Annotated in this window: 11 protein-coding genes; 8 read left to right on the forward strand and 3 right to left on the reverse strand. The window is 68.2% G+C overall.

The annotated features are described in order from the left end of the window. Positions 1-19 precede the first annotated feature (19 nt). The 3 genes from ACQPZF_RS36005 to ACQPZF_RS36015 all read right to left on the reverse strand — a co-directional run bounded on the left by ACQPZF_RS36005 (position 20) and on the right by ACQPZF_RS36015 (position 1,733). A protein-coding gene (locus tag ACQPZF_RS36005) for an IS5 family transposase (protein ID WP_433274840.1) occupies positions 20-813 on the reverse strand; the annotation gives its coding sequence in 2 pieces (ribosomal slippage) (positions 20-480 and positions 480-813; 795 coding nt in all). Positions 814-836: 23 nt separating this feature from the next. Then, entirely contained in the window at positions 837-1,349 is a 513-nt protein-coding gene (locus ACQPZF_RS36010; protein WP_433264760.1) for a hypothetical protein, read from the reverse strand. 111 nt (positions 1,350-1,460) lie between these two features. Beyond that, positions 1,461-1,733, reverse strand: coding sequence for a TnsA endonuclease N-terminal domain-containing protein (locus tag ACQPZF_RS36015; RefSeq protein ID WP_433264762.1), 273 nt, complete (start codon positions 1,731-1,733; stop codon positions 1,461-1,463). Between the two features lie 200 nt (positions 1,734-1,933). Between ACQPZF_RS36015 and ACQPZF_RS36020 the strand changes: the two genes are divergently transcribed. The 8 genes from ACQPZF_RS36020 (at position 1,934) to ACQPZF_RS36055 (ending at position 10,352) form a co-directional block, all read left to right on the forward strand. After that, positions 1,934-2,413 (forward strand): site-specific integrase, encoded by a 480-nt coding sequence (locus ACQPZF_RS36020; RefSeq protein ID WP_433264764.1) that lies wholly within the window; start codon positions 1,934-1,936, stop codon positions 2,411-2,413. Continuing rightward, positions 2,410-3,105, forward strand: coding sequence for a tyrosine-type recombinase/integrase (locus ACQPZF_RS36025; RefSeq protein ID WP_433264766.1), 696 nt, complete (start codon positions 2,410-2,412; stop codon positions 3,103-3,105). Before ACQPZF_RS36020 ends, ACQPZF_RS36025 begins: the two co-directional genes overlap by 4 nt. After that, positions 3,102-4,016 (forward strand): hypothetical protein, encoded by a 915-nt coding sequence (locus ACQPZF_RS36030; RefSeq protein ID WP_433264768.1) that lies wholly within the window; start codon positions 3,102-3,104, stop codon positions 4,014-4,016. The genes ACQPZF_RS36025 and ACQPZF_RS36030 overlap by 4 nt, the downstream gene beginning before the upstream one ends. Then, on the forward strand, positions 4,013-5,140 hold the full coding sequence (locus ACQPZF_RS36035; RefSeq protein WP_433264770.1) for a tyrosine-type recombinase/integrase: 1,128 nt from the start codon (positions 4,013-4,015) through the stop codon (positions 5,138-5,140). The genes ACQPZF_RS36030 and ACQPZF_RS36035 overlap by 4 nt, the downstream gene beginning before the upstream one ends. A 140-nt stretch (positions 5,141-5,280) precedes the next feature. Continuing rightward, on the forward strand, positions 5,281-5,682 hold the full coding sequence (locus ACQPZF_RS36040; protein WP_433264772.1) for a hypothetical protein: 402 nt from the start codon (positions 5,281-5,283) through the stop codon (positions 5,680-5,682). A 184-nt stretch (positions 5,683-5,866) separates the two neighbouring features. Next, positions 5,867-6,733 (forward strand): hypothetical protein, encoded by an 867-nt coding sequence (locus tag ACQPZF_RS36045; RefSeq protein ID WP_433264774.1) that lies wholly within the window; start codon positions 5,867-5,869, stop codon positions 6,731-6,733. 80 nt (positions 6,734-6,813) lie between these two features. Next, positions 6,814-8,976 carry an ATP-binding protein gene (locus ACQPZF_RS36050; protein WP_433264776.1) on the forward strand — a complete coding sequence of 721 codons (2,163 nt, stop codon included), beginning with the start codon at positions 6,814-6,816 and terminating at the stop codon, positions 8,974-8,976. Positions 8,977-9,353: 377 nt separating this feature from the next. After that, complete coding sequence (locus ACQPZF_RS36055) at positions 9,354-10,352, forward strand: hypothetical protein (RefSeq protein ID WP_433264778.1); 999 nt, start codon at positions 9,354-9,356, stop codon at positions 10,350-10,352. The last annotated feature ends 1,398 nt before the right edge of the window (positions 10,353-11,750 follow it).

An 11,750-nucleotide genomic window follows, 5' to 3' on the forward strand; every position in this document is an offset into this window, starting at 1 on the left:
CCAGTGGGGCTAAGAGGTCCTAACAGAATCGCTGGACGTGTCGGTAGCAGATGATGCAGGTGGCGAGGCCGAGGAAGGCTTCGTGGATGTCGTCGCGGCGTTCCCAGCGGATGCGCAGGCGCTTCATGCCGTGGTACCAGGCGATCGTGCGCTCCACGACCCAACGGATCGCGCCCAGGCCGGAGCCGTGCGGTTCGCCGCGACGGGCGATCCGAGGGGTGATTCCCCTGGCGCGCAGGCGTCGGCGGTACTTGTCGTGGTCGTAGCCGCGGTCGGCGTAGACCGTCTTCGGACGCCGGCGGGGTCGACCCCGCCGACCGCGCACGTTCGGCACCGCGTCCAGCAGCGGCTCCAGGCCGACGACGTCGTTGCGGTTGCCGCCGGTCAGCAGGACCGCGAGCGGGATGCCGCCGCCCTCGGTCAGGACGTGGTGCTTGGAGCCCGGCCGGGCGCGGTCGACCGGGCTCGGCCCGCTTTTGGGCCGCGTCGCGCAGCCCGGATGTGCGAGGTGTCGATTACCGCGCGGTCCCAGTCCAGCCTGCCCGCCGAATGCAGCTCGGCGAGCAGCAACTCGTGCAGCCGGGACCAGACGCCGGCCTCGTTCCAATCACGCAGCCGCCGCCAACAGGTCATCCCGGAGCCGAAGCCCAGCTCCTGCGGCAGGAACTCCCACTGGATGCCGGTATGCAGCACGAACAGGATGCCCTGCAGACACAGCCGGTCCGGCACCCGCTTGCGGCCCGGGTTGTGGGTCCTGCGCGGCACCACCGGCAACAACGGCTCGATCCGCTCCCACAGATCGTCGGAGACGATCCATGGCGGCGACTCACCCCTCCTCACAACCGAACATGATCCAGATCGGGCAGGCCCGACGCCACCACGTTGATCATTTTGTTAGGACCTCTAAAGCCGTGCAGGTCGGCGAATAACTGGCCGTCGGGAAACCGGTGGAGGTTGCGATGAGCCCACGCAAGGGCGAGCCAGGTTTTACCGATCCCGCCCGCTCCGCCGATCGCCGAGATCATCACCATCTCGCCCCCCTGCTCGCCGCCCGGCGGAGTGCCGAGGGCTGCAGTGGGCGTGGGGCTGTCGAGGTGGACAAGGTGGTCGACGCGGCCGACGAAGCTGTGCGGTGTCGGAGGCAACTGCCGCAGCACCGGTCGCATGTGCGGAGCGGAATGGTGGTGGACACCGCCGGTGATCGTGTGAGCCTGCACGACCGTGCCCGACACTGTGGTCGCGGCTACTGTGTTCTGCACATCGACATCCGCCTCAGGCGGGCGGCCCCCCGGCGGGGTCGGCCCGTCCGCATCATCGGCGCTCCCACTGCGCTGGTCCTTGACCGTCATCGCCGTCCCTCGGCCGCTCTTTACGCCTTGGAAGGCTCCGACGCTACGAATTAGTCACCAGGCCCGTCCGAAGTACCGGGACGTAGTCACCCGCATGGGCGAATACAACAACTAGCGGGCGTTGGCCAGCAGCGTCGGCGCATCGACGATCTCGTAACGCCAACCGAGCAAGGCGCAGGCCTCCCGCGTCGCGTCGAACGCGACCTGGTCCTTGGGCTTGATCTGGTCCACCAGACGGCTGTCCAACACCAGCGCGGAACCAACGGCGAGGCGGGCGAAGTAGTCCGGAGCGTGCGAGCGCCGCTTGCCCGCCGGCGTGGTGAAGGACAGCCAGAACGGCTGCGAGGTGATCCCGACGACGTCGGCATCGAAGTCCAGCAGCACCAGGCGCTATCCGGTGTTGATTTGAGATGCCGCTGACGACGCCATCGACTGGTGAACCACCGCCGCCCCCAAGCGAATGAGGCTCTTGGTTGGGGTACGCCGCCAACGGCGCTGACGACGCTGACGACACGCCCCAGGTCGGGTGATGAACGGCGAGCAGCAGCCGTTGATCGCTTAGCCTCCGCCTCGGAGGTGATCATGTGGCGGTTCGGCAAAGGGTCGTCCTCGATGACGAGGTGACCTACCTCGTACTCGACCGAGAGTGGCGGGTCGTCGAGCCGGTCGAGGGGTACCTGGAGCACCTGCGGCAGGAGCAGTACTCGCCAAACACCGTGCGCGCCTACGCATACGGGTTGGCGTTGTGGTGGTCGATGCTGGAGGACCGCAACCTGGACTGGCGGCGGGTCGACATCCACGATCTCGCGCGATTCAAGCAGCGGTTGCGCACACGGGGCACCGACTCCACAGTCCTTGCGCTACGCCCCGACAAGCCCGTCCCGAACAGCACTGTCGACGTCGCGTTGACCTCGGTCTTGAGCTTCTATCGCCATCAAGCCATCGTCGCGAACGTGCCAGCCGCACGGCAGTTCTACGTGCATGTCAAGGGCGGCACGTTGCAGACCCGCAGCCAGTACACTCGTTCCTCGGCCACATCGGCGGTGGTCAGGACCGACGAGTGATCGGCCGTCGGCGCGATCCGAAGGCGCCACCCCCGTTCCTGACCCCACGGCAGATCACCGTGGTCAAGGACGACGCCGCCCGCTTCGACCACGGCGACGGCCGCTGGATCGGTGATCTCCGCCTCCGGCTGTTCTGGACGCTGCTGGAGGAGACCGGGCTGAGGCTGTCCGAGGCCCTCCTGCTCCAGCATCACGACTGGCAACCCGGAACCGGCACCACGGCGTTCCTTGAGGTGCAACCCCGCGAGGACCAGCGACGCCGGCTGCGAGTGAAGAACCAGAAGTACCGCCGCGTCTACCTCAGCGACGACCTCGACGACCTCTACAGCGAGTACCTGTTCCTGCTGGTCGAGTTGGGCCTGGACGTGCAGGACACCGACCCGGTGTTCGTCAACTTGTTCCGCAGTGAATTCGGCCGCCCGGTGCGGGCCGAGACGATCTACGACTGGATCGCCGGGTTCAAGCGGCGACATCCGCTGTTGCCGTCGGGCTGGACACCGCACTGGTTTCGCCATTCCCACGCCACCGCGCTGTTGTTGGCGGGGGTGCCCGAGCACGTCGTGCAACGACGCCTGGGCCACAGCGACTTCCACACCCTCATGGCGACCTACGCCCACGTCACCGAGGACGCCGCGATGCGCGCGGCGGCCGACTGGAAGACGCTGGTCGCCCGCTGGGGAGCGGTGGCATGACGCAAAGCGCGCCCTACTGTCCCCGCCGCACCGCCAAGGCCGACCCGCGGTTGGGCCAGCACAGCCTGTTCAGCGAGGAGATCAACCAGCGGCTGGCCGAGGAGGTGCCGCCCGAGGCGCGGCAGTCCTACTTCACCCGAGCGATGATGCCCGCGCATTGGCTGGAAGCGATGCTGGAGAACCAGCCCTCCTACCGCGAGCGCGATACAAGCCTGACAATGAACTTCCGGAACCTGCCGGCCAGCATGGTCACCGAGTTCGTCTGGACCCTCGAACGACAGGTCCGGTTGGGCATGCGGATCCAGGCCCAGAACACATCGCGGTTGGCCCAGCATGTCGCGCTCGTTCTCGCCGACTCCCGTCACGCGCAGGTGGTCAGCTTGCTCGACCTGTCGCGCGATCAGTGGATCCGCGCGATGCGGAAGGTCGGCGCCCGCCGCAACAAACCCCGGTCATTGGAGACCATCGGCTGTTTGCTCGGCCGGGTCCTGGATCTGCTGGTGCACGTCTATCACCAGGGCCACTGGTGGGAGTTGAATGTCTGGAACCCGGTGCTGGACACGCGGATCCCGTTGCGGGAACACGAGCCTCAGCGCCACAACCTGAGCTACTTCAGCCACTTGACCACTCCCTGGCTGCGCGAAGCCGCCAAGTGGTGGCTGTCGCGGCAGTTGGAACGCGAGGTCTACAGCTGGACGACCGTCCACACCCGCCAGCAGAACCTGACCTGGTTCCAGCGCTACCTTGACCTGCACGATTGCGACGGCCCGCATCTCCTTAACGACCAACGCCAACTGGGTAACTGGGTAACTGGGTGCAAAGCTACCGGCAGTGGCTGTTCCGGCAGAAGTGCCTCAGCGGACCGACCAAAGGCAAGCCTCTTGGGGAGAGTCAACGCCGGGGCGCGATGACCGCGCCGGAGCAGTTCTATCGGTTCCTGTTCGAGGAACGCGAGACAGCGGCGGTCGAGCTGAACGAGCCAGGATGGCTGCGGCTGGGGCCGCAACACGCCGCGTTGTTCCGGTTCGGCGACAAGCCCACCGCGCCGAGACCGCCCTCGCCGGACATCGTGCTCAGTGACGCGGTGATCAGCCGGATCGCCGAAAACAGCGAACTGCTGGCCACGCCCGTCGAGGACGGCGGGTTCGGCGAGCAGCAGTTGGTCCGTGTCCTCGGCCTGCTGATCAAGACCGGGCGGAGGATCAGCGAGATCACGTTGCTGGATTTCGATCCGCTGGTCGCGATCCCGTTCTCCGAGCCCAACGGGCATGTTGCTCGGTTGCGCTACCAGCAAACCAAGATCATCACGGACGACAACACGATCCTGGTCGACCAGGAGGTCGTCGATCTGATCCGCCAGCAGCAGGACTTTGCTAGGGCGTTCATGGTCGAGCAGGGCAAGCCAAGAGTCGAGCCGAAGTATCTGTTCCTGGCTAGCCGCAACAACCGCAACGGCGACCGCCCGTATCCGCAGTCCAAGATCCGTCTCCGATTCAGCGAGTTCGCGACACTCATCGACCTGCGGGACGAGCAGGGCAAGCCGGTCAAGGTGTCCAAGACGCACACCTTCCGTCACACCCGCGCCACCAACCTGCTCAACGCCGGAGTGCCGATCCACGTCGCGATGCGTTACATGGGACACAAAACCCCGACGATGTTCCTCCACTATGCGCAGACGTTGTCCACGGTCGCGGAGAGCGAGTTCCTTCGCTTCAAGAAGGTGACCGCCGACGGCCGGGAGTATGACCGCGATCCGGCGGAGATGTTCGAGGCACTTGCCTTGGACAAGCGCACGGATCGGGTTTTGCCCAACGGTTACTGCACGCTCCCGCCGCGGCAGGCATGCGATAAGGGCAACGCGTGCTTGTCCTGCACCAAGTTCGTCACCGACGCCAGCTTCACCGAGGCGTTGGTGCGGCAACACGAGGACACCATGAGCCTCGTCGAGCGGCGGCAAGCTGCGCACAGTCAGCGGTTCGGCGAGCCGATGACCCAGGACAACGTCTGGCTGCGCGGCCGGCGGGAGGAAATCTAGGCGCTGGACGGCATCCTGCTGGCCATCGACGGCGTCCGCCAGGCGGATGGGTCCCTGACCCCGTTGAGAGGCGCGGGAGCACCGCAAAACCGCCTCTCGCTGCCAGACACAGGTCAAGAATGCCGAACGGAGACTGACGAGTGAGCCGCAGCATCGCCGCGCTGGCCGAGGCGACTCGCCGACGCCGGGAGGCCGCAGAAAAGGCTGTTCAGGTTGCGCTGCGCGAGGCCCGCAAGGGCCACACGCCGGTGACCGTTGCCGGAATCGCCGCCGCGGCCGGGGTGTCCACCGACTTCATCTATCGCCACCGGGAGTTGCGACCCCAGGTCGAGGCCCTGCGGCGAGCCCATTCGCCGCGCGGATCCACCGAGACTGGTGATCACCCTGATACCGAGGCGGCGGCCAGCACACTCGTGCGCAGGCTCAGCCAGCAGTTGGCCGACGCCCGTCGCAAGCACCGTGAAGAGGTCACTGAGCTCCATCACGCGCTGGAGATCGCTCACGGTGAACTGCTGCTGCTCCGGCGGCAGGCCGAGGAATAGACCAAGACCTTCCGGTAGCAGACGCGCAGAAAGCAATGTTTAGCTTGGTGGTCGACCGGTTGGGTGGATTCGTACGGCCGAACGAGCGGCTGGTGCGTCAAATGACGCGCAACCCACCCGCACCGGTCCGGTAGGACTACAGTCCATCGGCGCACCACGCGGTCTCCACTGGCGGAGGGTTGGCATGGCGGGCACGGGTCGGCACGCGGTTCACCGCACGATGGTTCTGGTCGATGTGGAGGGCTTCGGTGCTCCGACACGGACTCTGCCCCATCAACTCGGCACCCGCGCGGGGCTGTATGAGGTGGTCGGCGAGGCGCGGGCGGCGGTCGGGGTGCCGTGGGACGTGTGCTACCACGAGGACCGGGGCGATGGCGTGTTCCTGCTGGTCCCGCCGGAGTATCCGAAGGCGCCGTTGGTGGAGGTGCTGCCTGAGGCGTTGGCGCGTGCGGTGCGCGGGCACAACACCACCAGCCACGACGCTGCACGGGCCCGCTTGCGGCTGGCGGTGCACGCCGGGAAGGTCGCCTTCGACGAGCACGGGGTCACCTCCACGGCGCTGACCAGTGGGTTCCGTCTGCTCGACGCCGCCCCGTTGAAGAAGGCTCTGGCGGACTCGCCCGGTGTGGTGGCGATGATCGTGTCCCGGTTGGTCTTCGACGAGGTCGTGCGGCACTCCGCCACGGTGGATGCGGCGACGTTCCGGCCAGTCGAGGTGACGGTGAAGGAGGTCCGGGACCTGGCCTGGCTCGCCCTGCCAGACCACCCGTACCAGCCCGATCACGCGGTGCTTGCCACACGACCGCCAGGCCCCACGTCACTGGGTACCGCGCCGGGCGGCCACGCGGCGACCGGCAACGATGGCGATGTCGGCGGGAACGGTCCGGGGAACGACGGCGCTGGGCCTCGCGGGGTGAGCATCGCCGGCGGCGTGCACGGCGGCGGGTCGGGGATCACGATCGGCGCGGCCACCGGCGACCACCTCACCGTCGGCTTATCGCCCGTGCCTCCAGCTCCGCTTGCAGCGGGAGAGTCGAAGAACCCCCGTTAGCCGACACGGACCGCGGGCACACCGCGTCGGCGCCCGACCCTGCCCACGACCCCGCCTCCAGCCCACCCACCGGAGCAGGTGTGGCGACGCAGGTGCACGGCGGCGTCAACGCAAGCACCGGCGCCACCGCCGTCGGCACCCTCGCCGGCGACCTCCACGTCCACCACGCCGCCCCGCGACCATCCGTACCCATCCCGCGACAACTCGGTTCCGCACCGGCAGGGTTCGTCGGCCGCGCCGACCAGTTCGCCGCGCTCGACCATGTACTCACTACCCCCGGCGCCTCTTCACCCGGAGATGGCGGCCGCGACGCGGGGGCGACGGCGGTGATCTCCGCGATCGGGGGCACCGGCGGCATCGGCAAGACCTGGCTCGCCCTGACCTGGGCGCACCGCAACCTGCACCGCTTCCCCGACGGACAACTCGCCGTCGACCTGCGCGGCTTCAGCCCCGGCGAGCCCCGGCACCCGGCCGACGTGCTAGCCGACTTCCTCGCCGCACTCGGTGTCGACCGCGACCACCAGCCCACGGACCTCGATGCCCGCGTCGCGCTCTACCGCACCCACACCACCGGCAAGCGGATGCTCATCCTGCTGGACAACGCCGCCGCCCCCGACCAGGTCGTGCCACTGCTGCCCGGCGGCACCAACTGCACCGTCCTGATTACCAGCCGCGACCGGTTCCGCAGCCTCGTCGCCCGCGACAGCGCCCGCCCGGTGCACGTCGACGTGCTCACCGACACCGAAGCCCGCACCCTGCTCACCACCGCCCTCGGCGACGCCCACGGCAGCACCGACGCGCATCGGGCGATCACCGAGCTGATCGGCCTGTGCGGTGGATTCCCGCTGGCGCTCGGCCTGATCGCCGCCCGTATCCGGACCCATCCCGACCTGCTGGACGACCTCGCCGCCGAAATGCGCGAACTCGGCCTGGACGCCCTGGGCTCCGACGACCCCGCCGCGAGCCTGCCCGCCGTGCTGTCCTGGTCGCTGCGCCACCTCACCAACGAACAGCGCATTGTGTTCGGGCTGCTGGGCATCGCCCCCGGCCCCGACACCACCCTGCCCGCCGTCGTCTCTCTCACTGCCCTGCCCCGGGCCCGCGCGCGCAAGGCGCTGTCAGCGCTGGAGGAGGCGTCCCTGCTCGAACGGCGCCCGGGCGGTCGGTACGCGATGCACGACCTGGTCCGTGACTACGCCACCACCACCGCCCACGATCTGCCCGATGGCGTCCGGAAGCTGGCCCTGACACGGGTGATGGACTTCCACCTGTACACCGCTTCCGCCGCCGACCGCCTCCTGAACCCCCACCCCCAGCCTGTGCAGCCCTACCCGCCCTCGCCCGGCGTCCAGCCGCACCCGCTGTCCGATGCCGCGGCCGCGATGGCCTGGCTGGAGGCCGAGCATGCCACCCTGCTGGCCACCCAGCGTGCCGCGGTTGCCTTCGGCCGCCATTACGTCGTCTGGCACCTCGCCTGGGCACTGAACACCTTCCATTTCCGGCGGGGGCACCGGCGCGACGCGCTCGCGTCGTGGCGGGCAGCGCTGGACGCCTCCGCTCACCTGCCCGACCCCGCCACCCGCAGCCGCGCCCACCGGCGCCTCGGCCGCGCCTGCTCCCGGCTGGGCCTGCACAAGGAAGCCGCCAGGCACCTGGACCAGGCCCTCGACCTGGCCATACGACACCACGACCCCACTGAACAGGCACATACTCACCAGACGCTCGCGACAGCCTGGGGACGACGGGGGGACGACCGGCAGGCCTTGGAGCATGCCCAACACGCCCTCGACCTCCACCGCACCCTCGGCCGGAGGCTGGGGGAAGCTGGCGCGCTCAACCAGGTCGGCTTATATGCCGCGTGCTTGGGCGAGTTAGATACCGCCCGCGACCACTGCCGCGCCGCCCTCGACCTGCACCGACACCACCACAACCCCGCAGGCGAGGCCGACACGTTGGACAGCCTTGGGTTCATCGCCCACCGCACCGGCGATCACCAGCAGGCCGTCGACCACTACCACCAGGCCCTCACCCTGCGTCGAACCCTCGGCGACGCCTACCGGTTCGCGGACACCCTCGACAACGTCGGCCACTCCCACGCCGCCCTCCGACAACACGACCAGGCCCGCGCGGTCTGGCGGGAGGCACTGCAGCTGTACCGGGACCAAGGCCGTAGCACCGACGCCGAACGCGTGCAACGGCAACTCGACGACCCCACCGACACCAACCCGAGCCGCAGCCTCTAAAACGTCGAAGTCGTTGTTTCCTGCACGCTTGCTACTGGAAGGCCACCAAGGACTGACGAGAAAGCAGGGTGCGCTGCATGCGGGCGACCGCCCTCGTTAGCGCCATACCGCTCACTGTCCGGCCAGCGCAAACTGCCGCACCACTCGCTACGACGCCGGATAGCACGCGGGCCCGCTCCAGCCACGACTCATAGCCGACATGCCGATCCGAGACACCAAGTAGTACAGGCCTGGAAAGTGGCGTTGACCTGGATAGGAAGGAAAGTCCCTGACCGACGGGGCGCCCTCGAACGCGTTCACCGCCGCCTCCGCCAGCGAAGCTCAGACCTCGCCCTGCCCGCCAGTCACACGACCTCGAACCGGTGTAACTCCGATGGGTGATCTGCATCGTCCAGATGGGGCTGCTGTTCACGGTTGTGCCAGGGGCCGGGCGTAGCATTTCCGGTTCTGGTTCTGATCTCGCCTTGGAGGTCAAGATGGACGCCTGCAGATCCCTCCGGCGGTGGGTTTCGGTGGCGACGGCCGCGTTTGTGGTGGCTGGTCTGCAGGTGGTGACGGCAGGCCCTGCGGTGGCGTTGCCCGCGACGACGGTGCGGACGGGGTTCTCGGAGGGCGGGCACAGTCCGGGGCTTACGAAGTGGGCTGAGGCGTTGTGCCCGGCGGGTCAGGTGGTGGTGGGTGGTGGTGGTGAGGTTCTAGGCGAGCCGCAGCGCACGACTGTGCTGACTGCGGTGGAGCCGCACACCCCGGAAGGTCCGAAGCCGTACCGGTTCGTTGTGCAGGCGCGGGCGTTGGCGTGGAAACTGAATGGTCCGAATGAGGACTGGCAGCTGAAGGCGTACGCGCTGTGCGTGCCGGCGGCGTCGATGCCGGGCTACCGCATCGAGTCGTACGTGTCGCTGCCGACCACCGACCGCTTCATGGCGCACAGGGCGGTGTGCCGCAACGGCCTCGTCGCTTACTCGGCGGGGGCGACGACGTCGGATACCACTGCGTTTGGTCTGCAGCTGGTACGCACGTCAGAGTCGTTGGATATCACCCGGGCGACGGCGCGGGCGTTCTTTACGCCGGTGACCAAGGAGTGGTCGTTGACGGCGATCGCGGTGTGCGGGCCGCGTAAGGATGGGATCGTGGCGGCCGGCCAGGTCGGACCCGGCCCGCTGGTTGGCGTGTCGTGTCCGGCGGGGACGACACAGCAGATCCACGGGGCGGGCGGCGGCCTGGGCCTGACGGACGACGGCGGCACGAACTGGATCCGTGAGCTGCGGCCGGGGCAGGAGGCTTCGGCGCCGTCGTCGACGAGGGTTCGAATGTCGTTGCAGGGCCCGCCGGGCGAGGCGGTCGCTCACACGACGTGTGCCACCAAGACGCCGTAGGCGCGGTGGTTGCCCCGCTCGGCAATGGTGCCGGTTTTGGCAGATCCGGGCGTGTCGTGGATGAGGATGTGCGGTTGGTGCTGGGGTTCGGATCCGACCCGAACGACCGGATGGTTGGCACGGTGCACTTGGGCCGGGCGCGGGCGCGGGCCCTGGTGTACCTGCGGCACACCGGCGGAGCTGATCTGCGTGGCGGTCAGTACGGCCGCCTCTCGGCCTCGGCACGGGGGCGTCGAAGATCGTCCATGCGGCCTGCGTGTCCACCCGAGTTCCCGCGAGGCTGGGTGTTCGAACCGGTGTAGGCGTCACACGCTGACGGGAACTGGGTGTTGATGGCGTCACATGTGGCCTCGACGATGGCCTTGTCCGTAGGTGTTCCGGGACGGTAGTTCTGCACAGTCGGGAACAGGCGCGGGTGTACGTCTCGGAGACGAACATGTTCCCGCCGTCGATGACGATGGTGTCCGGCACGATCACCCCGTTGCAGCTGGGCAGCGGTACCACTTCGGCCCGTGGATGGCCTCCACCGCCTTGACCACCCGCTACATCAGCCGCGATCGGGTGCCGGTCGACGTGTGCGTCTCGGCGTCGAGAGCCTCCCGGATGGCGGTAACCAGACGGGCGTCGGCTCGCCGGGTGACCTCCCAGGCGCGCACCGCCTGCAGGTCCACCAGGCCCCACAACCCCTGCTGGGCGTACCGCGCCCGCTGGGAGTGGATAGTTCGGACGCTGCCCCCTAACTCGGCAGCTTTCGCCGCGTCCCTCTCGTACAGCGTTCGTGCAGGCCGGACCGAACTCTGGACGCGACGGCGAGCCTCCGTGCGGCATCCGGAAGTAGTCCGGTCTCCACCTCCACCACGTGCCGTTCTCACATGCGCGCTTCAGCAAGGACTTCATCTGGCAAGTCGTTCAGCAGTCCGATCGGCTCCACCTACAAAGCCGATTCCCCGTCGACCACGGCGAACTCAGCCGTGGCCATCAGGTGCCCGGCCAGCACCATCTGCCCCCGCTGGCGTCCGCGCGTAGCCGGACCGTCGAGCCTGCGAGCCGGTCGAACGGCAATCGTGACGCCGACATCCGCAACGCGGCGGCAGCCAGCTCCTCACCGGAGCCCCGCCAGGTACCCCGAACTCCGCCACTACCTCCGCCAACAGGTCCGGACACCACCAATTTCGGCCGGACAGGACAGTTGTCCACAATGTCCGTTCCGTTTGCATCTTACGGAGGGCTACGCCGGTGACCTGCGGTCCGCACAGTGGGTCGGGACGGCCAGAGGAGAGGTTGTCCGGATCTACTTTGCGGATTCGGCGGGGCCTGGTACGTCTAGCGGTGTTGTCCTCGGCCGAGAGGCACGGCGATGCTGAGGGTTGAGGGGCGGAGTGTCCAGCGGGTGATGGT

Source organism: Actinosynnema sp. CS-041913, from assembly GCF_050942485.1.
Taxonomy (GTDB): domain Bacteria; phylum Actinomycetota; class Actinomycetes; order Mycobacteriales; family Pseudonocardiaceae; genus Actinosynnema.

Coding starts and splice junctions, on each gene's coding strand:
- ACQPZF_RS36010 (WP_433264760.1), bottom strand. CDS start 1,349: ATGACGGTCAAGGACCAGCGCAGTGGGAGCGCCGATGATGCGGACGGG.
- ACQPZF_RS36030 (WP_433264768.1), top strand. CDS start 3,102: ATGACGCAAAGCGCGCCCTACTGTCCCCGCCGCACCGCCAAGGCCGAC.
- ACQPZF_RS36035 (WP_433264770.1), top strand. CDS start 4,013: ATGACCGCGCCGGAGCAGTTCTATCGGTTCCTGTTCGAGGAACGCGAG.
- ACQPZF_RS36045 (WP_433264774.1), top strand. CDS start 5,867: ATGGCGGGCACGGGTCGGCACGCGGTTCACCGCACGATGGTTCTGGTC.